Source organism: Thalassospira sp. GO-4 (genome assembly GCF_023588965.1).
In the GTDB taxonomy this organism is placed as follows: Bacteria; Pseudomonadota; Alphaproteobacteria; order Rhodospirillales; family Thalassospiraceae; genus Thalassospira; species Thalassospira povalilytica.
In genome coordinates this window covers 3739612-3761127 of sequence record NZ_CP097807.1, presented here as the reverse complement: position 1 = coordinate 3761127, position 21516 = coordinate 3739612, and the positions used below count along the sequence as shown (strand labels likewise).

The window sequence follows — 21516 nt, the reverse complement described above, 5'->3', positions numbered from 1 at the left end:
CTGTATTATGGCATTGCGGCCCGTTATGTTCAGAGCAGTCGCGCATAATATGGATATGAGAAGAAACCTGATGGCTTTCAAGCTATAGGCGTGAAAGCCAGAACGGATCAAAATCCGCACATCAAGGCCTGAAAGGATGGTGCGCCCGACAGGATTCGAACCTGTGGCCCCCAGATTAGGAATCTGGTGCTCTATCCTGCTGAGCTACGGGCGCACACCACAAAAGTGGCCTTCAATTAGCAGCAATTCTGCCGGTGATCAATCCGGGAGGTTATCATATGACCGATCGCAGGACTGCTTGGCTCCCCTCATAGCAACCGGTGATCAAGACCGCAAAAGCAACAAGAGCCTTGGGAAGAAGTTTCTCTTTCCAAGGCTCTTGCTGATTATTCCATGCGGTCTTTTAAGACTGACGCAATATGCGTTGATCAGTCAAAAAGACGGTCAATCGGGAAGGAATAGGTCAGAGAAAGGATTTCCGTGCCCGGGTTTTCGTCGCCGATGCTGGCGTTCGAAATGTGGGCAATACCGAGGCTGAGACGTTCGTGGCTGTCGAAGCGGAAGCCAAGTTCAAGACCGGAACGGAATTCGATCCAGTGTCCGAGGTCTTCGCCATTTCCCTGGTGGTAAGCACCGACAGAGGTATAGACGCTCGAGACGAAATGGTCACCCCAAAGCACGTCAACCGCAAGCCCGCCATACCCATGAACCGCACCTTCAGACGTGACCATAACGCCGCCAATCGGGCGGGTTACGTCAAACATCGCATGCTGGGCGCGGTAATTGATGCGGAATTCGGCAGCTTCTTCGTCCTGAGTGATATCGACCATGCCAGTCGAAAATTCGAGAAGCCCGGAATCTTTGTCATTGCCAAGAATTTCTTGCGCAGATGCCGCGTTTACAAAGCCAAAAAAGACGCAAACTGCAAGCAGTTTCCCCAAAGTCATTTTCATTAATCAAGTCCCCACTGGATCAACACGTCGGACATACTAACCAAGCATGCGGCAAACTCAACCACACATTGGTGTATGTACATCAATTTCCCGCAAAATTTTTGCCATCGAATGAATCCGTTGCCCGGACAAGCTCGCGGACAATCCCCGGTTCACTGGCGGCATGCCCGGCATCGTCAACAATCACCATCTTTGATCCGGCCCATGCATTGTGCAGTTCAAATGCCGACATTGGCGGACACACAACGTCATAGCGTCCCTGCACAATGACAGCAGGCAAATGGGAAATCCGGTTCAAATTGCGAAGAAGCTGGTCTGGTTCGAAGAAGCAGCGATGGACAAAATAGTGATGTTCAAGCTTTGCCAGCGCGAGTGCGATTTCATCGCCTTCGAAATCTTCGACCAGACCGTGATCCGGCAAAAGAGTACAGCAGGTAGCTTCATAGGCCGACCAGACACGTGCGGCATCAATCGCGGCATCCTCACCATCCTTGCCTGCGAAAATCTCGGCATAGCGGTACAGCATTCGCTGCCAGCCGGGATGCGCGTCAAATCCGGCGGTTGCCAAGAAACTGCGTTCGACTTCGGGGAAAAACCGGCCCATGCCATCCATGAACCAGGCAATTTCGGTTTCACGACCAAGGAAAATGCCGCGCAACACAAAGGCCCGAACACGATCCGGGCATGCCTGACCATAGGCCAGCGCCAATGTCGATCCCCAGGACCCGCCAAAGACCAGCCATTTATCAATCCCCCGACTTTCGCGCAGCGCTTCGATATCAGCGATCAAATGGTCGGTGGTGTTGTTTTCAAGGCTTCCGAACGGCTTTGATTTTCCGGAGCCGCGCTGATCAAACAGGATGACGCGGTATTTTTCCGGGTCAAAAAATCGGCGACTATTGGGAGAAACACCGGCCCCTGGCCCACCATGAAGAAAGATGACCGGAATACCGTCGGGGTTGCCGACTTCTTCCCAATAGATTTCGTGACCGTCGTCACGTGACAACATCCCCGTCATTCGGGGCGCAATTTCGGGATAGAGCACGCAGGAACCTCTTTGTGTCTGAGCGGAAACGAGAATGTGCAATTTGCTGGTGGCAACGCATATCTAGAAGTCTCATGACCGGGGGAACAAACACAAGCCTCTATTCCGGTTGAACACAAAGCCAGTCCGGATTTTCCAAAGAGACATAGGGACCACCGCGACTTTCAATAATGCCGCGCACCCGGACTTTCCGCCCGGACCAGCGATCCATCACCTTTTCGAAGTTGTCGCCCCCTGCGATGCTGCGCCGGACCGCATCATCCAGTGCAATGGTAAAATCGCTGCGCCAATCGCCCCCGAAATTCAGGTAGCTGCGCCATTCCTGATGCTCGACCGAGCGAACGACCCCATCAACAACCACAAACCGGCCAATCGCATCCTCTACCGACGGGATACCCGATGGTTGCGCACCAGCCCCATCAGTATTTGCGGCAACAAAATAGGCATGACGGGCATCCCGGATTGACCAGATACCTGCCCCTTGGCGGATCGCGGCATCTTCGGCTTCCATCAAAGATGCGCCATCAGAACCGGTCTGCGGCAATGCCATCACCAGGCCGGCCAAAAGCAACCGTTGCGACCATGGCACACTGTTGTCGCCACCAAGCCCGCCAGAAGGCCTGCTTGTGATCCATGCCGGTCGGCGCCCCAGAAAATCCGGATCATCCAGAAGCAAAAGCGCCTTGTCACTTTCGCGAGACGCTGCCTGAAGCCAGTTCAATGCCAGATCTTGGTATTCCCGGACAAATTCGACATCGGCCAGTCGAAACGTCACATCTGGCAAGTCGGAAGCCGTTAGTTGGTCAACGCGGTGAATATCGATTTGGGATATTTCATGCCAGTTGCGATCGGTCTGATCAGACTGCACGGATTTTGCAATGTCATGATTTGCCGCAACACCGCATTGCCAATCCGGACCGGCATGACCATCAATGGGAAACAGGGTCCCAATGGTCATTATTGTTGCGAGCAGAAACCGGCAGGGAAAACCGGCCTTTGGCATGACCGTAAAATTTCCCCATTTTGGATGTCTGTTCGAAAACTGTGAATCTGTTGAATGATCTTGGAACACGCGCTACCAATTCCCACTTGGTTTCGCTGACAATGACCTGCAGCTTACGCGGCAGAGCGACATGAGGAAAGGTATCAATGAGCTGGTTTAAGTTCAGTCCCAACAAGCACCTGATGGCACTTCTGACTGCTGTTGCGCTCAGCACGGCACTTGCTGGCTGCTCGACCAACCGCGCAACGGGTGAGGACAGCTTCACCGCCTTTATGTCGCCTGACGAGGAAAAGAAAATCGGGTCGCAGGAACACCCGAAAATGGTCAAGGAGTTCGGTGGCCAATATACGGAAAAGGATCTGCAAAGCTATGTCACCGAAATCGGTGAAAAGCTGGTTGCCGTTTCCGAAACCCCGAATGAGAAATTCACCTTCACGGTTCTTGATTCCCCGGTGGTCAACGCATTCGCCCTGCCGGGCGGGTATGTCTATATCACGCGTGGTCTGGCCGCCCTTGCCACCAACGAAGCTGAACTGGCCGGCGTCATTGCCCATGAAATCGGTCACGTTGTCGCCCGCCATTCGGCACAGCGATACAGCCGTGGTGTCCTGACCCAGATTCTGGCCGGTGGCCTGTCAATCGCGATTGGCAACGGGGCTGGCGAACTGATCAATACCGGGGCGAGTGCCTATCTTAAATCGTTCTCGCGTGAGCATGAATTTGAAGCCGACATGCTTGGCGTACGCTATATCACGCGGGCCGGATACGACCCGGATGCCATGGCAACATTCCTTGAAAAACTGCGCGCCCATTCGCGCTTGCAGGCGGTTTTCGCCGGACGTTCGGCCGATGATGTTGACCAGTATGACTTTATGGCAACCCACCCGAGAACCCTTGACCGTATCGAGCAGGCCCATCAAAGCGCCAATGTCACCGCGGTTCAGAATCCTGAACTTGGCACGGTCCGCTATATGACAGCGATTGATGGTATCCTTTACGGGGATGGCCCGGATCAGGGCTATGTTCGTGGCCGGGAATTCGTCCATGTTCCCCTTGGCTTCCGATTTGAAGTGCCCGAAGGCTTTACCATCAACAATCAGCCATCCGCCGTCATTGCGACCGACGGCAAAGGGGCGCAGATTGTCTTTGAAGGCGCACCAAAGGCCAAGGACACCCGACTGGATCGTTATCTTGAAAGCGGTTTTTCAAGCAAGATTTCGCTTCGCGATGTCGAGATGATCGATATTAACGGGCTTGAAGCTGCCACCGGCAGCACGGATGTATCCCTGCGATCGGGTTCGGCAAGATTGCGCGTGGTGGTCATTCGCCACGGTGATTCCGCCTATCAGTTCCTGTTCATCACCCCGCTTGATCAAACCGAAAGCTATAACCTGCCCCTGCGGCACACGACCTATAGCTTCCGGTCACTGAGCACGAACGAGAAGAAAATCTATACCCCGCTTCGGATCAAGGTCCGTGCTGTGAACCCGGAATATAGCTTGCAGACATTTATCGACGACATGGAGGTTGACCGCGCACCGGCAGAAACCTTTGCCACCATTAACGGATTGCGCGAGGGCGAAGCCCCTGAAACCGGATCCCTGGTCAAGGTTGTCCGTCACTAGGCACAAGCAGGCCAAAACAGCAAAAGGCAGCATGAAAATGCTGCCTTTTTTATTGGTCAAAACAGACCAGAGATCCCGGCGCACGATCAGGCGTCGCTTGTAACCTGTTCGATGATTTTGCCCTGACCATCAAGGGCCAGCGCGATCAGCACACCGCCCCGCCCGGCACCACCGTCCACCGACAGGGTAAATTCACGTTCCTGAAGCCCGGTCTGTGACAGTGATGCACCGCGGACAATACGCGCGCAGTCGTAATAACGTTCGGTAATTGCCTCAAACATCGAGCCACCCCACCAGAACGTATCGGTCTGACCGGTAAGAGGACGTGAACCATCAAGCCCGGCATGAACAAAGATCAGACGACCATCCGTGGTATAGGCCGCGTGTTTGAGATCGGATAGCAATGCGCTATGCCCGCTGTGGCGGCGCAATGCATCGGAAAACTGGGACGTCCATTGCGAAATGGCGTGCGCGCCCTGTCGCATGATCGACTGGACATGCGCCGGGTCGAAACCATAGGCACGGGTTGTTCCGGCAATACCGCGGGTCAACATCCAGTCAAAGACTTCGCCGGGATTGGGGGCAAACTGGATCTGCTGCAATTTCGACAGCATTTCTTCGGCCGCACCGCGCAAAAAGGCGATATCGGCGATATCAACCCCGTCCAGGGCGATGAAATAACGACGGAACAGAAGCAATTCGTTGATGGTCGCAACAACGGATTCCGCCGTGCCATCCCCCCAGTAATTGCCAAGATAGACAAGCCTGTCACCGGGTGTGATACGTTCAGCAAGCTTCTGATGAACGGTACGCAACGCACCGTGATCGCCATTGATTGCGCCGACAACCCAGATTCTCTCGGCCGGTTTTATCGGCGCCAGAACTGCACTCATCGCTGTAACCTGCCTAAAACAAAAATAAAACCGGCCCAAGGATAGCTTGCGGGCCGGCTTTTATAAATAGTTGTATAGCTGACTTATTCAATCAGGCAGCTTTTTGCAGAAGCTTTTCGAGCTTGCCCGATGCTTTGTCCTTGTCGATCTTTTCGATCGCGGCCAGTTCGTCCACAAGGCGCTCGAAAGCAGCTTCATAGATCTGGCGTTCGGAGAAGGACTGTTCCGGCTGGGTCGCGCTGCGATGCAAATCGCGCACCACTTCGGCAATGGAGACCGGATCACCGGAATTGATTTTTGCTTCGTATTCCTGTGCACGGCGCGACCACATGGTGCGTTTGACGCGAGCACGGCCCTTAAGCGTAATCAACGCCGAGTCCATCTGCTTTTTGGAGGAAAGTTTACGCAGACCGGAGTTACCCACCTTGTTGACCGGCACGCGCAAAGTCATGCGGCTGGATTCAAAGGTAATTACATAAAGGCGCAATTCCTGACCCGCGATTTCCTGGGTTTCCAGGCCACCAACACAGCCAACGCCGTGTGCGGGGTAAACAACATAATCGCCAACAGCAAAGGGCAACTTATCCGACATCAAGCATCCTTCCGGCCCATTCAGGCCTGGTCATTCAACTGTAACAATATAGACCCAGTGACGCGAAGAGCTGCACACGACCAAGCTTTTGGCGAAGTCGCGGTTTCAGACAGGAATACAAAAAACGGAAATCCGGCAATTCGGAACGAGCCTGTCGAGCCCTTAACGCGAGTTGCCCACAATAGCACAACACGCCACTGGTTCACAGATTTTTTCGGCGCTAATGGCTCAATGCAGCCATGCATTTAACCCGCTGGCATATGCCAACGGGTTAAAAACCGTATGTAATCTGGGGGGTTAGTCCGACAATCAGTCGCCTTCGCCCGGCGCTTCGCTGAGCAATTCGGTCTTGCCGGTTTTACCGTTCCATTCATCAGCATCAGCCGGCGCATCACCTTTGCGGGTGATATTGGGCCAAACTTCCGCGAATTTTCGGTTGATTTCCAACCAGTTGTCCAGATTCGGCTCAGTATCGGGAATAATCGCTTCGGCGGGGCATTCGGGTTCGCAGACACCGCAATCGATGCATTCATCAGGGTGAATAACCAGGAAGTTCTCACCTTCATAGAAGCAATCGACGGGGCAAACCTCGACGCAGTCCTGATACTTACACTTGATGCAGTTTTCCGTCACCACATAGGTCATGGTGTAACTCCGTACAGGTTGCGAGGCCATGTTGCGGCTGCACCCGCGCTTGGCCTTGTTCTCTCTCTGGGGATTGGGTTATCACGCACAGCTGTTGTGTGCAACTCCAATAAAATCCCATTTTTTTGCGTAGTATAGATTTTGTGATGCGATGCGGCGTGGCGACATCCGGTATTTCGGGACCGCACACGACAAAGCAGCGCAGAACATACAGATTTCTTCACAATTTTCCAGTTTGCAGACGCCGCGGATAATTGCTTTTACCCCCGCAAAGCCATAGTGTGCTTCTGATTGAGTGGGAACTGCGGATTTTTGGGGTTACGCGTGCCTGACAAAAGCCTTGATCAGCAACGGCTTAAATGGCGGGATCGCTTGTCTGTCAAACAGGCAAGGATCGCGGTTGCCCTTACCTTGCTGATCGGCCTGCTTTTCAGCGGCATCCAGATTGTCTGGGACTTGCGCGAAGAAAAGAGCCTGATTGACCGCACCGTCATGCAGGTTCTCGCGACATTGCGCGAATCCGCGACACAGGCGGCATACGGCCTTGATGAGACACTTGCCGCACGCGTGGTTTCCGGCCTTTTTGAATATGAACCGGTCTATGCGGCGGTTCTGCGGGACAATTTCAACAATATTCTAGCCCAGAAGACCGAACAGCAGGTCAGCTCCAACCGTACGGTCCTGACCAAACTGATGTTTGGCGAAAACCAGGAATATGAAATCCCGCTTGAAACCGGAAGCGGACGCGATCTGGTTGGCCATCTGAGCGTCAAGATCGATACGGACATGATCGCGGACGGGTTTCTTAATCGCGCCACCCGCATTCTGACATCGGGCATCCTGCGCAACCTGATTCTCGGTCTTATTCTGGTTGTCTTTTTCTACGTCACCCTGACCAAGCCGCTGCTGCGGGTTTCAAGTCTGCTGCGCAAAATTGATCCGCAAAACCCGACCCCCGATGCCATTGTCATCCCCGAAAATCATGACCGCGACGAACTGGGCATGATCCTTCGAACCACGCGGGGGCTGATCGAACGTATTTCAGCAACACTTGATAAGCTGCGCACCACCGAACAACAGGTCCGTGATCGTGAAAACCAGCTGACCGCGATTGTCCAGAACGTTGCGGACGGTATCCTGACAATCACCCCGACCGGCCGGATTGTTGAATATAACGGGGCAACAAAGCAGCTTCTTGGCCTGATGCGCGATGAAACGCCGCAAGGCCGGACATTGCACGAATTCCTGATGCCGCGCGCCATTCCGCTTTTGGAGCACAGTCTGGAAGAACTTGCTGCCCAGTCTTCGGAAAATCAGATGACGGAAAAGCGCCTGACGCTTCCGATCAGACGCGCCGACCAGACCGAAATTGATGTTTCGATTGCGCTGCGCATGATCCCGGATGCGGCAACGCCAATGATGACCGCGGTCCTGACCGACATCACGGTGCGCAAACGCTATGAGGAACAGTTGGTCTATATGGCCAACCACGACACGCTGACCAACCTTCCCAACCGCAGCATGCTTGAATCCAGCCTGTCAAAGGCACTCGACAAGCACAAGGAAGCAAGCAGCACGCGGCACGGTGCGACGGCTGTGCTGTTTATCGATCTTGACCGGTTCAAGGTCATCAATGACAGTCTGGGCCATGATGTCGGTGACCTGTTGCTCAAGGCAGTCGCCGGACGCTTGCAGAAAGTGATCGGTCGTCAGGAAATCGTCGGTCGGCTTGGCGGTGATGAGTTCCTGATCATTATTCCCGATCTGAAAGAAACCCAGGACGCCGCCATTCTGTCACAAGCCGTACTTGATGCACTGGCACCGGCATTTGACATCAAGGGACGCGTTCTGTTTGTGTCGCCATCGATCGGGATTGCGCTTTATCCATCGGACGGCGAAGATTTCCCGGCCCTGATGCGCAACGCCGACACCGCGATGTATAGTGCGAAATCCGGCGGCGGGGGCACCTATCACTTCTTTACCAAGACGATGAATGAAAGTGCCATGGCGCGTCTGGTGATCGAAAATGATCTGCGCGAAGCCCTGGCCCAAAATCAGTTCGAACTGCATTACCAGCCCAAAGTCGATCTGCGTACCAACCGGATTTCCGGCCTCGAAGCACTGATCCGCTGGAAACAGCCCGGGCGCGGCTATATTTCGCCGATGCAATTTATTCCGGTCGCAGAAGAAACCGGCCTGATTGGCAAGATCGGCGAATGGGTGATCGCGGAAGTCTGCCGCCAGATCGCAGAATGGGACGCGCAATCAGTCCCGCCACTGCCGATCGCAATCAACCTGTCGCCCCGACAGCTTATTGAAGGCAGAATTACAGAAACCATATCTCGAATATTGACCGACACCGGCACCCCGGCCGCACGCATCGTTCTGGAAGTAACCGAAACGGTGATGATGCAGGAAATCAAGAAATCGGCCGCCATTCTTGAAGAACTGCGTCATTTGGGGTTGCAGATTGCCGTTGATGATTTCGGGACAGGCTATTCGTCCCTTGCCTATCTGAAACGGTTGCCGATCAATTCGATCAAGATTGATCGATCCTTTGTGCGGGACGTGACAATCGATACCGATGATGCCGCGATTACGCGTACCATCATCGTTATGGGCCACAATCTTGGCCTTAAGGTCATTGCAGAAGGCGTGGAAACCAAAGAGCAGATGGCATTCTTGCGCGAAAGTGAATGTGACGAAGTTCAAGGTTTCCTGATCGCCACCCCGCAACCGCCCCAGGAAATCGTCAAACATATCCTGCGACTTTCCGCAAATGCCGAGACTGAACTATAATCGCAGCCCCGATACACATTGAACCGGTTACCTGAGAAGACATATGGCCCAACAACGTTCCGTTCTGCTTGTCGATGACAGCAAATTTGCCCGCCTTCTGGTCAAGGCTTTCATTTCCAGTAACTTTACCGACTGGGAAATTGACGAGGCCGAAGATGCCAGCAAGGCGCTCGAAATGGTTGAAGGCAAGTCGTATGACTATTTATTGCTTGATTTCAACATGCCGGGGATGAACGGACTGGAGCTGGGCGAACAATTGCGTGGACGGTTCCCGGACTCGGTAATCGCCCTTCTGACTGCCAATATTCAGCAGGAAATTCAGAAAAAGGCTGCAAACCTTGGCCTTGAATTCCTTGCAAAGCCACCGACCGAGGAAAAAATGCGTGACTTCATTCTGGCGCAGGAAGCGTCCAGATGATCGACCTTAGCGAACTTGAACATGACACCATCAGCGAATTGATCAATATCGGGGTTGGTCGCGCAGCGTCGTCATTGTCCGAGATGGTCGAACAGCCCGTCGAACTTACTGTCCCGCGTATTACATTTGTCGAACGTTTTTCCGATACGGAACTTGCCAAGGCCCCGACCGAGGTTGTCTCGGCGGTCAGTCAGACATTTGACGGCCCGTTCAAGGGCGAAGCCATGCTGGTCTTTCCCGAAGAACGCAGCCTGGAGCTGGTGCGCAGTCTTCTGAAGGTCGAAGTGCCGCTTGATACCCTGACCGATCTTGAACAGGAAGCCCTGATGGAGGTCGGCAACATCATTCTGAATGCCTGTCTTGGCAGCATTTCGAATGTGCTTGGCGAACCGATCAACTGTTCAATGCCGTCATTTCGCAAACGTGAAAGCCGGTCGCTGCTTGACGTTGATCAGGCCGAACTTAATGCCGGCAGCATGCCGGTCCTGATGATCCTGCATGTTCAGTTTATGCTGCGTCATAACGACATTGACGGGTATGTTCTTTTTGTCATGGATCTGGATTCCATTCAGATGCTGCGTGAACTGGTTCGTCGCTTTCTTGCCAATTCGCTTGGTTAACCGGTGAGGTGAATGAAAAAGCCATCGTCCAAGCCCCAAAAGGACGCAACGCCGTCATTCGATCTTGATCGTGAAGGCAATGCCGCAGAATTGTTTGCCGCATTGCTTGATACGGCCGATACCGGTTTGGTTGCGCTTGCCCCGGACCGGACCGTTTGTCACTGGAACCAGTGGATGCAAACCCGTTCGGGATTGCGCGCCGACGAGGTTCTGGGCAAGGCGCTTCATGATATCTTTCCCGAAACACGGATGGGACGTGTCAGCCTTGCCATCGAGGATTGCCTGAAATTCGGAATGCCTGCGGTGATTTCACCGTCGCTCAATCAGGGGGCCTTGCCGCTTTCGCCATTGCCGCAATTTGCCGCAAGCTTTGATCGCATGGAACAATCGATCCGCGTCCATCCGATCAAGACCAAAAGCAATGGCACGTTATGTTCGCTGATCATTCGGGACGTGACCCTTGCCGTACAGCGCGACCGTCTGTTGCGCAAACAGGCCGCTGAACTGGCCGAACTGGTTACCCAGTCAAAACGCAGCGAAGACCGCACCAAGGCAATTTTGCAAAACACTATCGATGCCATTCTTGTGGCGTCCGACGATGGCAATATCGAACCACTGAATTCCCGGGCACAGGAACTTTGCGGACCGGATGGTGATCCCGAATTGCGCAATATTATCCGGTTTCTGCTTCCTGACAGTGATCATATCGCAATCACGCCGCCCCCACCCAACCGGCTTCTGACCGATCTTGGTACCGGCGTCATCGAAGTCCTGGCCCTTACCAAAACCGGGCGCAGTGTTCCGCTGGAAGTTGCGATCAGTCATTTTTCGGCGGATCAGCGATATCATTACATCATCACCCTGCGTGACATTTCCCAGCGCAAGCGCCACGAGATGGAAATCCAGCGCACCATGGCCGAGCTTGAACGATCCAACAGCGAACTTGAACAGTTCGCCTATGCGGCGTCCCATGACTTGCAGGAACCGCTTCGCATGGTGTCGAGCTATACCCAGCTTATTGCCCGGCGCTATGAGGGCAAACTTGATGATACCGCCGATGAATTCATCCATTACGCGGTTGATGGCACCCAGCGCATGCAGCGCATGATTGACGATCTTCTGACCCTGTCGCGGGTCGGACGCCATGGCAAGCCGTTTCACCCGGTACCGCTTGATGATCTGTTTGATGCGATTGTTGCCAACTTCAAACGCGCCGGATCGGCCCCGGAAGGCAACATCATCCGCGAAGATCACCTGCCAACGGTCATGGGCGATGCCAGCCAGTTGCTGTTGCTGTTCCAGAACCTTGTGTCGAACGGCTTGAAATACAGCGATCCGCAAAATGGCCGGGTGCGGATTTTTTCCGCTGACACCCCGAACAGTCACCGGATTTTTGTCGAAGATAACGGGATCGGCATTGATCCCCAGTATCACGAAACCATTTTCGAGATTTTCAAACGCCTGCACGGATATGGTGATTATGCGGGTACGGGAATTGGTCTTGCGATCTGTAAAAAGATTACCGACCGGCATGGCGGAATACTTAGCGTTACCAGCAATGTTGGCGAAGGCAGCACCTTCTGCGTCGAGTTACCCAAGGAATTGCCGATTGTCGCGACATCCGAAAGCATGTAGCTTGCAGTTTACGTAAGCGTAAAGATGATTGAGCTACCATGACCGACAGTTACTCCATCACCGATCTTGCCCGCGAGTTCGAGGTCACCACCCGAACCATCCGGTTTTACGAAGATCAGGAACTGATTTCCCCCGAACGCCATGGCCAGACGCGCATCTATAGCCAACGTGATCGCGTGCGGTTGCGCCTGATCATGCGCGGCAAGCGGCTTGGCTTTTCGCTTAAGGAAATCCGTGACCTGCTTGATCTGTATGACGGTGATCGCAGCGAAATCACGCAGCTGACCACCCTTGTCGACAAGATCAATGAACGTCGCGAAACCTTGCGCAAGCAACGCGAAGACATTGATGCCACACTGGACGAGCTCGATAAGCTGGAAGAAACCTGTCAGGAAGAGCTTGGTCGCAAAAAGGCCGGTTAATCCGCCCCGTCCCGGTCATCGCCAACCGCTGTTACTGTCCAGGCCCGACCGAACCTGACGGGGATGCCGACGCCTTTGACAGGCTGACGTCGGATGGCCGAGACAGGATAAAACAACTGACCGGCAAGGCGACCAGCAACTGGATCATCACGATCCAGCGGTTTTCGATAAAGATCAGGGATGCGGTAATCACCACCAGAAAGGCCAGCATGGCAAGAAGCTTGGCCCGACGGTTGATCACGCCATGTTCATTCCATTGACGGATGGACGTACCAAAACGTGGGTGATTGCAAATCCAGTCATGCAGACGCGGCGATCCCTTGGCAAACAGCCAGGCCGCCAGCAACATGAAGGGTGTGGTCGGCAAAAGCGGCAAAAAGATTCCGATCACGCCAAGACCAACCGAAAGCCATCCAAGGGCAAGATAGATATGCGCTATACGCACCATAGATTTCCTGTTTACAGTCCGTTCCACCCCTGACAGGCTAGGACAGGTAATTTAGGCGCTGCGATTGCGAAATTCAACAAATAGCCGACCATTACACTCAGTTATTTTTACCCTCTTTGACACCTTATGATTCCGAACGGTTGACCATGCTTGAAATTGAAAATGGCCTTTATCTGGATGAACGCCATCTGCATTTTCAGTTCGTCCGTGCATCCGGTCCCGGCGGGCAGAATGTCAACAAGGTGTCCAGTGCGGTCCAGATGCGGGTGCGCATTGATGATCTGACCGAACTGCCCCAACGGGTGCGCGACCGGTTGCGTGAACTGGCCGGAAGCAAGCTGACCAATGACGGGGAAATCATCTTTGACGCCCAACGACACCGAACCCAGGAACGCAACAAGCAAGACGCCATTGAAAGATTGCTGGCCCTGTTGCGCAAGGCTGCCGAGCGCAAGAAATACCGCGTCAAAACCCGCCCGTCCCTTTCGGCCAAGCGCAAACGCGTTGAAACCAAGAAAAAGCGCGGCGATATCAAGAAAATGCGCCAACGCCCGATCGACTGAGGCCCGGCTATTGGCCACAGGCACACGGCCCTTTCCATCCTGTTTACACCGGCTGCAACGGGCTTTTAAAACCGAACGGACATGACATTCAGGTTCAGAACATGATCATCGACTGGGATCACATCGCCAAAGCCCCCCTGCCGACCAATTGCGGTTGGAAAGGCACCTATCGTGTGCGCTATTCCGAAATTGGTGAAAACGGCAAAGTCATGATGCCGGCCCTTGCCGACTATATGCAGGATGCTGCCGGTTGGGGCGCGCGGATCCTGAAACTGGCTTATGACGATACGGTTGACCAGGGCATTGCATGGGTTCTGGCGCGTATGGTGATCCATATCCGCGACTATCCCGGCAATGGCGAGGAAATTCTGGTTGAAACCTGGCCGTCAGGTGTATCGCGCCGGGTTGCGACCCGCGATTTCCGCCTGTCGAACAGCAAAGGGGATGTGATCGGCGTTGCGCAAAGTTACTGGGTGATGTTTGACCTGCGCGAACGGCGCGCGGCCCAATGGCCGGACTGGATTGAAGAACGCCTGCCTGATCCGCCCGGCCCCAAACTGATTGAACCGCCCTTGCGCCCGGCCTTTACCACCGATCCCCTGCCTGCAATTGACACGATCAAGGCACGGCCATCGGACCTTGATCTGTATGGGCATGTCAATAATGTGCGCCTGATGCAGTGGGTGCTGGGGGTTTCGGGGCAAAACAGCCGTCCTGATTTCCATCCCGAAAGTCTTGATATCCAGTTCAGAACAGAATGCCGCGTTCATGAACGGGTCGAGCTGCGCCATGCCAACGGCTTTGCCGCGGTCAGTCGCGAAGAAGACGGCACGGACCTTGTGCGTGCCCATATTGTGGCGCGCAATGCCCTGGCACTGGCGTAACGCGGACAAGGATCACGATAACCGGCACCCGGATCGCCTCACGCCCGGTCCATCATGGCATCAAAAAGATCGGCAATCGGTTTGAAGCTCTTGCGGTGATGCGGGGTTGGTCCGACTTCGCCAAGCCCGGCCATGTGTTTTTTCACCCCATACCCCGCATTGCCTTCCCAGCCGAAAAAGGGATAGCGCGTTGCAAGCCGTGCCATGGCGCGATCGCGCACGACCTTGGCCACAATTGATGCTGCGGCAATTGACAAGGATTTGCTGTCGCCCTTGACCACGGTTTCGACATGGCATGGCAGGCCGGGATCACGATTACCATCCACCAGTGCCTGATCGGGCACCACTGCCAAACGTCCGACCGCGCGGCGCATGGCGACGTAGGTTGCCTGCAAAATATTGATCTGGTCAATTTCACGAACGGATGCCGCCCCGATACCGACTTCGGCGCATTCCATGATCACGCCAAAAAGCTTGTCGCGCTTTTTGGCTGACAGCTTTTTGGAATCATTGAGTTCTGCAACCAGAATATCGGGCAATCTTGCATCCCGCGGCAAGATGACCGCGGCCGCCACCACCGGACCGGCCAGTGGCCCGCGACCGACTTCGTCGATCCCGGCAATACGCCCGCTATACTGATCTTCGATGGTAAAGTCCGGCATGTTTCTGGTCACTCTCTCTTTCCACCGTCATAGCAAGCTGCCCGGTGACCGACAATATCGCAGTTTGTCCGGGCTGCTTCCTTGGGGTGAATTCACGCACCAGCATAACAAAAAACGGCACCGGATAACCGGTGCCGTTTGATCAATTAAAGGTCCCCTGCCTTTCAGGTTTCCTTTTCCTTGTATTCTTCGCTTGGGTCGTAACCTTCGGGTCCGATCGGATCAAAGGTGGCCCAGCCTTCATCCTGCTTCGATGGCGGAAGATCCTTGTGCGGATCGACATTCAGCAGCATGTAGGCCTTGGCAATCAGATTTGCGGTGATGGGTGCTGTCAGGAAGATGAACAGCGTAATCAGCAATTCGTGAATGGTGAAATGGCCACGTTCAACCCAGAAGAACAGCATTGACGCGATCAGCACACCGCCAAGCCCGACAGTACTGGCCTTGGTCGGTGCGTGCAGACGCGGTAGCAGTTCTTTGAGTTTGATCATCCCGAAAGACCCGATCAGCAAGAAAGCCCCGCCAATCACGATCAGAAGCGAAATGATGAGTTCAACAACAAACGGCATCTTATCGCTCCCTTATTCGATGATGTCGCCACGCAAGACGAACTTGCAATAGGCCACCGTTGAAACAAACCCGAACATTGCAAACAGCAACGCGCCTTCGAAATACATCGCCGTTGATTTTCCGATGCCATACAGCACCAGAAGCGCAATCGCATTGATCGCCATCGTATCAACCGCCAGAACCCGGTCGGCCGTGGTCGGCCCCACGGTCAGGCGATACAGGTTCATCAAAAGCGCAAGCGCCACACAGACAAAGCCGAAATTCAGTGCATATTCGATCATTCGAAGATCTCCTTCAGACGGCGTTCGTAGCGGTTCTTGATGTCATCGATCACGCCCTGTGGATCGGGGGCATGCAGGCAATGAACCAGAAGGCTTTTGGCATCGGCACTCAAATCGATGGTCACCGTGCCCGGCGTCATGGTGATGGTTCCGGCAAGGGTCGTGATCGCCTCGGGCGAGGTCAGATCAAGCGGAACGACAACGCATTTTGACTCAAGGCTTTCGGTTTTGCGAAACAGGATAAGACCGGCAACAATGACGTTTGCCACCAGAATGTCCCACAAAACCACCAGACCATATTCGCAAATCGCATAGGCATTGCCCACCTTGGGACGGGCCGGCCAGAAACTTGCGGTGATCAACGGAATGATGACCGCAAGAATAAGGCCGAAGATAACGGCACCTGCCGAAACCTCGTTGACCAGAAACACCCACACCACCAGCAAGGCCAGTGTCAAAAGCGGATGGGGGAGATAACGTTTCATCATTATGTTCCTTGTCCTTTCCGCTTACTGGCCCAGCAATGCCAGGGCACCTTCGCCCAGCACCGCCTGGATATAGCCCGAAGTATCAAAAATCTGCGCAGCAACACCGTGCAGATAATCGGTAATCGGACCGGCAAAGACCGTCAGGGCAACCAGTCCACCCAGCATGCCGCACGTGGCAATGATCGGCAGAACCGGCCATTTCGCGCCTTCGACCGTGATTTCACCTTCGACCGACGCACTTTTCCAAAACAGGACACTGCCCGCCCGGCCAAAGCCGATAATGCACAGCAGTGACGTCACCAGAATGATCGCCCAGATCCAGACCATGGCATCGCTTCCACGCGCCGCATCAAGGATCTGAAGTTTACCGATAAAGCCGCTTAGCGGCGGCATACCGGCCATGGCAATTGCCCCGACAAAGAACAGAACAGCCAGGAAGCCCGACTGATGGAATGTCGGTGCGGTATGCAGGCTGTCGCCAAACTGTCCGCGACGTGACACCACCAGATCAGCAATCAGGAACAGGGCCGCGCCCGAGAAGGTCGAATGCAACAGGTAATAAAGGCCCGCCGCAATACTTTCGGGTGTGAACAGGGCAATGGCAATCAGCAGCGTTCCCATCGACCCGATCACCGAAAAGGCGATCAAGCCGTTAAGACGTTTTGCCGCAACCACGCCGACCATACCCAGAACAAGCGTGATCAAAGCTGCCGGCATCAGATACGGCTGTGCAAGCCAGGCCATGTCCCCGGCCGCATCGCCAAAGGCCAGTGAATAGACACGCAGCACGGAATAGGCACCGACCTTGGTCATGATGGCAAACAGGGCAGCAACCGGTGCCGGTGCATTGGCATAGGTTCCCGGAAGCCAGAAATGGATCGGAACCAGTGCCGCCTTGACACAGAACACCAGAAGCAAGACCAGCGCACCAGCCCGCAAAAGAGCAGCATCACCCGGCGCGACATTGGCCACCTGAACCGCGAGATCGGCCATGTTCAGCGTACCGGTCACGGAATAGATCATGCCAACCCCGATCAGGAACAGCGACGATCCCGTCAGGTTAATCACGATATATTGCATGCCGGCCTTCAGCCGTTCAGCCCCTGCGCCATGCAGCATCAGGCCGTATGACGCGATCAGCAGAACTTCGAAGAACACGAACAGGTTGAATACGTCACCGGTCAGGAACGCACCATTGACCCCCATCAGCTGGAACTGGAACAGGGCATGGAAATGCTTGCCGCGCTGATCCCATTCGCTTGAGGCAAACAGGACAACACCAAGTCCCAGAAGCGATGTCAGAAACACCATCATCGCTGACAGGCGATCCAGCACCAGCACAATCCCAAACGGTGCAGGCCAGTTCGACAAGGCGTACATTTCCGGGTCATTGCCATTGGCAAAAACCACCAGTGACAGCGTCACCGCCACAAGGGCCACGGTCGCCGTGATCGAAAATACGCGCTGCAACAAAATGTCGTGACGGACCGCCAGAACAATCAGGGCGGCCATCACGGCGGGCAGCACTATGGGAACAACAATCCAGTCACCCATCAGTTTTTATCTCCTGCTTCGGATGGCTCGCCAACCGGGCGACCGTCAACATGGTCATTGCCGATTTCAAGATAAGCCCGGATCGACAGAACAACGATCAGGGCGGTCATGCCGAACGAGATCACAATCGCCGTCAGGACAAGTGCCTGGGGCAACGGATCGGTATATTCGGTCACGCCATCACGCAGGATCGGCGGCATATTGATCGTCAGGCGGCCCATCGCGAACAGGAACACGTTCACCGCATAGGACAGCAAGGCCAGACCGATCACCACCGGGAAAGTCCGCCCGCGCAGCAACAGATACGTGCCGCACGTGGTCAGAAGCCCAATACTGCTTGCTACAAGAAACTCCATATCAGGCCTCCTTTTCCGGGGTTGCTACAGATGCAGACGGATCATGATCCATCGGATCAAGGTTCACATCGACATGTTCGGCCATGCGTTCAACCTGTGACAGTTTGGCAAGGGCCAGCATCACCGCCCCGACCACGGTCAGGAACACGCCAAGGTCAAAGCCCATGGCAGATGCCAGTTCAAATTCGCCAACAATCGGCAGATGAACATGGGTGAAACCGCTGGTCAGGAACGGAAGCCCCGCAACCCATGCCGAAACACCGGTAATCGCAGCCGCAATCACGCCCAGACCGATCATGCCGTGATAGTTCACCTTCATGCGGTTCTGGGTCCAGCCAAAGCCCGACGCCATATATTGCATGACCAACGCAACCGAAACGACCAGACCGGCGATAAAGCCACCGCCCGGCTCGTTATGGCCACGCAGGAAGATGTAAACACCCACCATCAGCGACAGCGGCAACATCACGCGCGTTGCCACCACCATCATCATCGGATGGCGATCAGCCGACCGGCGATTATCGACAACCCAGTTGGCAAGACGCTTGGCGGCTTCGCCCTGGGTGACGGTTTCAATCAGGGCAAAGATCGACAGTGCCGCGATGCCCAGAACGATGATCTCGCCAAATGTATCAAAGCCACGGAAGTCGACGAGGATCACGTTCACAACGTTGGTACCGCCGCCTTCTGTTTTCGAATTCGCCAGATGATAAGCCGAAATCGAGTTGGGCAGATCACGTGTCATGATTGCCCAGATCGCCCCGCCAATGCCAAGTCCCGCAGCAATGGAAACAATCCCGTCACGCATCTTGCGGCCCGGCAGGCTTTCCTTTGGCGTTTCCTTGGGCAGGATATTGAGTGCCAGCAACATCAGGATGACCGTCACCACCTCGACCGAGATCTGCGTCAGGGCAAGGTCCGGTGCCGAAAGATAGATGAAGCCAAGTGACACGATCAGGCCGATCACACCGACCAGAAGCAAGGTCAGCAACCGGTTGTGATGCATGAAGACCGACGCGATACAGGTCACGACCAGCAACAGCCAGGCAATGGCCGCCGGCGGTGAAACTTCAAGAAGTTCACGCGAACCCGACAGGTAATCGGGTTTGGCATAAAAGCCCGAAACACCGATTGCCACAGCCGAAACCACCATGATCGCCAGATAACGCTGCAAGGAGCCGTTATGCAGGTTGTCCGAGACAAAGCGGCTGAGTGCTACCAGCTTGGCCATTGCGCAATCAAACATGGATTTGGCATCGGGACGCGACAGGTTTGCTGTCGCCGACAGAAGCCCCGCATGACGCATCAACAAAAGCGCCCCCAGAACCAGGGCAATCGCACTCATGCCAAGTGCCGGGGTCAAACCATGCCAAAGTGCCAGATGATATTCCGGCAGTTCCCCGCCAATCACCGCACCGGATGTCGCCGCCACCAGCGGACCGGCAATGGTTGCCGGGAACAGGCCGATCAGAACCACAAGAACGGTCAGGAATGCAGGCGGCGCCCACATGCCGAACGGCGGGTCATGCGGATGATGCGGAAGGTTTTCATCACGCGGTTTGCCCAGCCAGACATGGAAGATAAACCGGAAGGAATAGGCAACCGAGAAGATCGCACCAATCGTGGCCAGCAGCGGCACAAGCCAGTTCTGATCGAACCAGACCGTATGCCAAGCTTCCTCCAGCATCATTTCCTTGGACAGGAAGCCGTTAAACGGAATGACACCGGCCATCGATGCCGCCGAGATAATGCCGATGGTCCCGGCAATCGGCATCAGGTTCAGCAATCCGCCTAACCGGCGAATATCACGGGTTCCCGTTTCATGATCGACGATACCCGCCGTCATGAACAGGGCCGCCTTGAAGGTCGCATGGTTGATGATGTGGAAAACACCGGCAACTGCGGCCATCGGCGTTCCAAAACCAAACAGCATGGTGACAAGACCAAGGTGACTGACCGTCGAATAGGCCAGAAGTCCCTTAAGGTCATGTTTGAAGATCGCGATCCATGCGCCCAGAACCATCGTGACCAGACCGGCGGTCGCCACGATATAGAACCATTCCGGTGTGCCCGACAGAACCGGCCACATGCGCGCCATCAGGAAGATACCGGCCTTGACCATGGTTGCCGAATGCAGATAGGCCGAAACCGGGGTCGGTGCGGCCATGGCATGGGGAAGCCAGAAATGGAACGGGAACTGTGCCGATTTGGTGAAACAGCCTAAAAGGATCAGAACCAGTGCCGGAACATACATCGGCGATGCCTGGATCAGATCGGCATTGGCAAGAATATCGGTCAGGTTATAGGAGCCGACGATATCGCCAAGGATCAGCATCCCCGCAATCATCGCCAAACCACCAGCACCGGTCACGGCAAGCGCCATGCGCGCGCCCTGACGGCCTTCTGGCAGATGTTTCCAGTACCCGATCAGCAGGAACGATGACAGGGATGTCAGTTCCCAGAAAATCAGAAGCAGCAGAATATTATCGGAAAGAACGATACCGACCATGGCCCCCTGGAACAGGAGCAGGAACACATAAAAGCGCCCCATGGGATCGTTCTTTGACAGATAGAACCGCGCATAGATGATAATCAGCAAACCGATGCCAAGGATCAGTGTCGCAAACAGCAATCCAAGACCATCCAGGAAGAAGGTCACATTCAGACCCAGTTCCGGCAGCCAATTATAACTGACCTGAAATACCTCGCCGGCAATGACCGCTGGGGCCTTTGCCATCAAAAGGATCAGGGCAAGCAGCGTGACAGAACCGGTGGCAGTTGCACATGCATTGCGCCCGGCCCTGATCATTATGGCGGGCAAGACCGCCCCAATGAAGGGAAGCAAAACAATGAGGGTGAGACTCATGAAAGACCCTTATTTTTGGATAATCGCCGCATCGCCCCCAACGCGAGACAGCAAGAAAATTCCGGCAGAAGGTAATATTTGTTCAGAAAATGGTCAAGAAAACCCAAACGGCGCAGCTTTTTACCTTGAGCCTGTCAAGTGACACCGATCACGGCACCTGCATTTAAAACTTTCCTGCAACCAAGCATCTCCCA

At 54.6% G+C, this 21516-nt stretch carries 23 protein-coding genes and 1 tRNA gene; 9 read left to right on the top strand and 15 right to left on the bottom strand.

Annotated features, from left to right (window positions below; genetic code table 11):
- Window positions 1-137 precede the first annotated feature (137 nt).
- The 4 genes from M9H61_RS17220 to M9H61_RS17205 all read right to left on the bottom strand — a co-directional run bounded on the left by M9H61_RS17220 (window position 138) and on the right by M9H61_RS17205 (window position 2956).
- Window positions 138-214, bottom strand: a tRNA-Arg gene (locus tag M9H61_RS17220).
- Between the two features lie 214 nt (window positions 215-428).
- The gene (locus M9H61_RS17215) at window positions 429-953 is read right to left on the bottom strand and encodes an acyloxyacyl hydrolase (protein ID WP_101245482.1); all 525 of its coding nucleotides are present in this window, start codon (window positions 951-953) and stop codon (window positions 429-431) included.
- An 82-nt stretch (window positions 954-1035) separates the two neighbouring features.
- Entirely contained in the window at window positions 1036-1998 is a 963-nt protein-coding gene (gene pip, locus M9H61_RS17210) for a prolyl aminopeptidase (RefSeq protein WP_250281865.1), read from the bottom strand.
- A gap of 100 nt (window positions 1999-2098) precedes the next feature.
- Window positions 2099-2956 (bottom strand): hypothetical protein, encoded by an 858-nt coding sequence (locus tag M9H61_RS17205; protein ID WP_250281863.1) that lies wholly within the window; start codon window positions 2954-2956, stop codon window positions 2099-2101.
- Window positions 2957-3147: 191 nt separating this feature from the next.
- On the opposite strand from M9H61_RS17205, the gene M9H61_RS17200 reads away from it, so the two are divergent.
- Entirely contained in the window at window positions 3148-4626 is a 1479-nt protein-coding gene (locus tag M9H61_RS17200) for a M48 family metalloprotease (RefSeq protein ID WP_250281861.1), read from the top strand.
- An 86-nt stretch (window positions 4627-4712) separates the two neighbouring features.
- Here the strand turns inward: M9H61_RS17200 and M9H61_RS17195 are convergent, their stop codons facing one another.
- The 3 genes from M9H61_RS17195 to fdxA form a co-directional block, all read right to left on the bottom strand.
- A complete protein-coding gene (locus tag M9H61_RS17195; protein WP_101245478.1) occupies window positions 4713-5519 on the bottom strand; it encodes a hypothetical protein in 807 nt (268 codons plus the stop codon).
- Between the two features lie 91 nt (window positions 5520-5610).
- A complete protein-coding gene (locus M9H61_RS17190; RefSeq protein ID WP_101245477.1) occupies window positions 5611-6111 on the bottom strand; it encodes a CarD family transcriptional regulator in 501 nt (166 codons plus the stop codon).
- Window positions 6112-6420: 309 nt separating this feature from the next.
- The gene (gene fdxA, locus M9H61_RS17185; RefSeq protein WP_101245476.1) at window positions 6421-6756 is read right to left on the bottom strand and encodes a ferredoxin FdxA; all 336 of its coding nucleotides are present in this window, start codon (window positions 6754-6756) and stop codon (window positions 6421-6423) included.
- A 324-nt stretch (window positions 6757-7080) separates the two neighbouring features.
- Here fdxA and M9H61_RS17180 point away from each other — a divergent pair, with 324 nt between their 5' ends.
- The 5 genes from M9H61_RS17180 to M9H61_RS17160 are packed head-to-tail and all read left to right on the top strand — an operon-like array spanning window position 7081 to window position 12650.
- The gene (locus M9H61_RS17180; protein ID WP_250281859.1) at window positions 7081-9555 is read left to right on the top strand and encodes an EAL domain-containing protein; all 2475 of its coding nucleotides are present in this window, start codon (window positions 7081-7083) and stop codon (window positions 9553-9555) included.
- A gap of 43 nt (window positions 9556-9598) precedes the next feature.
- Window positions 9599-9973, top strand: coding sequence for a response regulator transcription factor (locus tag M9H61_RS17175; RefSeq protein ID WP_101245474.1), 375 nt, complete (start codon window positions 9599-9601; stop codon window positions 9971-9973).
- Window positions 9970-10593, top strand: a complete 624-nt coding sequence (locus tag M9H61_RS17170; protein WP_101245473.1) for a chemotaxis protein CheC — start codon at window positions 9970-9972, stop codon at window positions 10591-10593. The genes M9H61_RS17175 and M9H61_RS17170 overlap by 4 nt, the downstream gene beginning before the upstream one ends.
- A gap of 12 nt (window positions 10594-10605) precedes the next feature.
- Window positions 10606-12228 (top strand): ATP-binding protein, encoded by a 1623-nt coding sequence (locus M9H61_RS17165; protein ID WP_101245472.1) that lies wholly within the window; start codon window positions 10606-10608, stop codon window positions 12226-12228.
- 38 nt (window positions 12229-12266) lie between these two features.
- Window positions 12267-12650 (top strand): MerR family DNA-binding transcriptional regulator, encoded by a 384-nt coding sequence (locus M9H61_RS17160; RefSeq protein ID WP_101245471.1) that lies wholly within the window; start codon window positions 12267-12269, stop codon window positions 12648-12650.
- A gap of 31 nt (window positions 12651-12681) precedes the next feature.
- Here M9H61_RS17160 and M9H61_RS17155 read toward each other — a convergent pair whose 3' ends face one another.
- Window positions 12682-13098, bottom strand: coding sequence for a YbaN family protein (locus M9H61_RS17155; RefSeq protein WP_206926792.1), 417 nt, complete (start codon window positions 13096-13098; stop codon window positions 12682-12684).
- 146 nt (window positions 13099-13244) lie between these two features.
- Between M9H61_RS17155 and arfB the strand changes: the two genes are divergently transcribed.
- Both arfB and M9H61_RS17145 read left to right on the top strand, forming a co-directional pair.
- Window positions 13245-13661: an alternative ribosome rescue aminoacyl-tRNA hydrolase ArfB gene (gene arfB / locus M9H61_RS17150; RefSeq protein ID WP_101245469.1), complete on the top strand. Its 417-nt coding sequence runs from the start codon at window positions 13245-13247 to the stop codon at window positions 13659-13661.
- Between the two features lie 101 nt (window positions 13662-13762).
- The gene (locus tag M9H61_RS17145; protein WP_250281857.1) at window positions 13763-14545 is read left to right on the top strand and encodes an acyl-[acyl-carrier-protein] thioesterase; all 783 of its coding nucleotides are present in this window, start codon (window positions 13763-13765) and stop codon (window positions 14543-14545) included.
- A gap of 38 nt (window positions 14546-14583) precedes the next feature.
- Here the strand turns inward: M9H61_RS17145 and M9H61_RS17140 are convergent, their stop codons facing one another.
- From M9H61_RS17140 to M9H61_RS17110, 7 genes are all read right to left on the bottom strand, one after another.
- Window positions 14584-15207, bottom strand: coding sequence for a ribonuclease HII (locus M9H61_RS17140; protein WP_250285071.1), 624 nt, complete (start codon window positions 15205-15207; stop codon window positions 14584-14586).
- Window positions 15208-15371: 164 nt separating this feature from the next.
- The gene (locus tag M9H61_RS17135) at window positions 15372-15776 is read right to left on the bottom strand and encodes a Na+/H+ antiporter subunit G (protein ID WP_101245466.1); all 405 of its coding nucleotides are present in this window, start codon (window positions 15774-15776) and stop codon (window positions 15372-15374) included.
- Between the two features lie 12 nt (window positions 15777-15788).
- Complete coding sequence (locus M9H61_RS17130; protein ID WP_101245465.1) at window positions 15789-16058, bottom strand: K+/H+ antiporter subunit F; 270 nt, start codon at window positions 16056-16058, stop codon at window positions 15789-15791.
- Window positions 16055-16543, bottom strand: coding sequence for a Na+/H+ antiporter subunit E (locus M9H61_RS17125; RefSeq protein ID WP_233432970.1), 489 nt, complete (start codon window positions 16541-16543; stop codon window positions 16055-16057). The genes M9H61_RS17130 and M9H61_RS17125 overlap by 4 nt, the downstream gene beginning before the upstream one ends.
- 24 nt (window positions 16544-16567) lie before the next feature.
- Window positions 16568-18100: a monovalent cation/H+ antiporter subunit D gene (locus M9H61_RS17120; RefSeq protein ID WP_101245463.1), complete on the bottom strand. Its 1533-nt coding sequence runs from the start codon at window positions 18098-18100 to the stop codon at window positions 16568-16570.
- Window positions 18100-18456 (bottom strand): Na+/H+ antiporter subunit C, encoded by a 357-nt coding sequence (locus M9H61_RS17115; protein ID WP_101245462.1) that lies wholly within the window; start codon window positions 18454-18456, stop codon window positions 18100-18102. The genes M9H61_RS17120 and M9H61_RS17115 overlap by 1 nt, the downstream gene beginning before the upstream one ends.
- A 1-nt stretch (window position 18457) precedes the next feature.
- Entirely contained in the window at window positions 18458-21322 is a 2865-nt protein-coding gene (locus M9H61_RS17110) for a monovalent cation/H+ antiporter subunit A (protein ID WP_250281855.1), read from the bottom strand.
- Between M9H61_RS17110 and M9H61_RS17105 the strand changes: the two genes are divergently transcribed.
- Entirely contained in the window at window positions 21321-21464 is a 144-nt protein-coding gene (locus tag M9H61_RS17105) for a hypothetical protein (RefSeq protein WP_250281853.1), read from the top strand. The genes M9H61_RS17110 and M9H61_RS17105 overlap by 2 nt on opposite strands.
- Window positions 21465-21516: the final 52 nt, after the last annotated feature.

Excerpts from the sequence above, each read along its gene's own strand:
- M9H61_RS17215 (WP_101245482.1), bottom strand. The coding sequence starts at position 953 with ATGAAAATGACTTTGGGGAAACTGCTTGCAGTTTGCGTCTTTTTTGGC.
- M9H61_RS17205 (WP_250281863.1), bottom strand. The coding sequence starts at position 2,956 with ATGACCATTGGGACCCTGTTTCCCATTGATGGTCATGCCGGTCCGGAT.
- M9H61_RS17200 (WP_250281861.1), top strand. The coding sequence starts at position 3,148 with ATGAGCTGGTTTAAGTTCAGTCCCAACAAGCACCTGATGGCACTTCTG.
- M9H61_RS17195 (WP_101245478.1), bottom strand. The coding sequence starts at position 5,519 with ATGAGTGCAGTTCTGGCGCCGATAAAACCGGCCGAGAGAATCTGGGTT.
- M9H61_RS17190 (WP_101245477.1), bottom strand. The coding sequence starts at position 6,111 with ATGTCGGATAAGTTGCCCTTTGCTGTTGGCGATTATGTTGTTTACCCC.
- fdxA (WP_101245476.1), bottom strand. The coding sequence starts at position 6,756 with ATGACCTATGTGGTGACGGAAAACTGCATCAAGTGTAAGTATCAGGAC.
- M9H61_RS17175 (WP_101245474.1), top strand. The coding sequence starts at position 9,599 with ATGGCCCAACAACGTTCCGTTCTGCTTGTCGATGACAGCAAATTTGCC.
- M9H61_RS17170 (WP_101245473.1), top strand. The coding sequence starts at position 9,970 with ATGATCGACCTTAGCGAACTTGAACATGACACCATCAGCGAATTGATC.
- M9H61_RS17165 (WP_101245472.1), top strand. The coding sequence starts at position 10,606 with ATGAAAAAGCCATCGTCCAAGCCCCAAAAGGACGCAACGCCGTCATTC.
- M9H61_RS17160 (WP_101245471.1), top strand. The coding sequence starts at position 12,267 with ATGACCGACAGTTACTCCATCACCGATCTTGCCCGCGAGTTCGAGGTC.
- M9H61_RS17155 (WP_206926792.1), bottom strand. The coding sequence starts at position 13,098 with ATGGTGCGTATAGCGCATATCTATCTTGCCCTTGGATGGCTTTCGGTT.
- arfB (WP_101245469.1), top strand. The coding sequence starts at position 13,245 with ATGCTTGAAATTGAAAATGGCCTTTATCTGGATGAACGCCATCTGCAT.
- M9H61_RS17145 (WP_250281857.1), top strand. The coding sequence starts at position 13,763 with ATGATCATCGACTGGGATCACATCGCCAAAGCCCCCCTGCCGACCAAT.
- M9H61_RS17140 (WP_250285071.1), bottom strand. The coding sequence starts at position 15,207 with ATGCCGGACTTTACCATCGAAGATCAGTATAGCGGGCGTATTGCCGGG.
- M9H61_RS17135 (WP_101245466.1), bottom strand. The coding sequence starts at position 15,776 with ATGCCGTTTGTTGTTGAACTCATCATTTCGCTTCTGATCGTGATTGGC.
- M9H61_RS17130 (WP_101245465.1), bottom strand. The coding sequence starts at position 16,058 with ATGATCGAATATGCACTGAATTTCGGCTTTGTCTGTGTGGCGCTTGCG.
- M9H61_RS17125 (WP_233432970.1), bottom strand. The coding sequence starts at position 16,543 with ATGAAACGTTATCTCCCCCATCCGCTTTTGACACTGGCCTTGCTGGTG.
- M9H61_RS17120 (WP_101245463.1), bottom strand. The coding sequence starts at position 18,100 with ATGGGTGACTGGATTGTTGTTCCCATAGTGCTGCCCGCCGTGATGGCC.
- M9H61_RS17115 (WP_101245462.1), bottom strand. The coding sequence starts at position 18,456 with ATGGAGTTTCTTGTAGCAAGCAGTATTGGGCTTCTGACCACGTGCGGC.
- M9H61_RS17105 (WP_250281853.1), top strand. The coding sequence starts at position 21,321 with ATGAAAGACCCTTATTTTTGGATAATCGCCGCATCGCCCCCAACGCGA.
- M9H61_RS17110 (WP_250281855.1), bottom strand. The coding sequence starts at position 21,322 with ATGAGTCTCACCCTCATTGTTTTGCTTCCCTTCATTGGGGCGGTCTTG.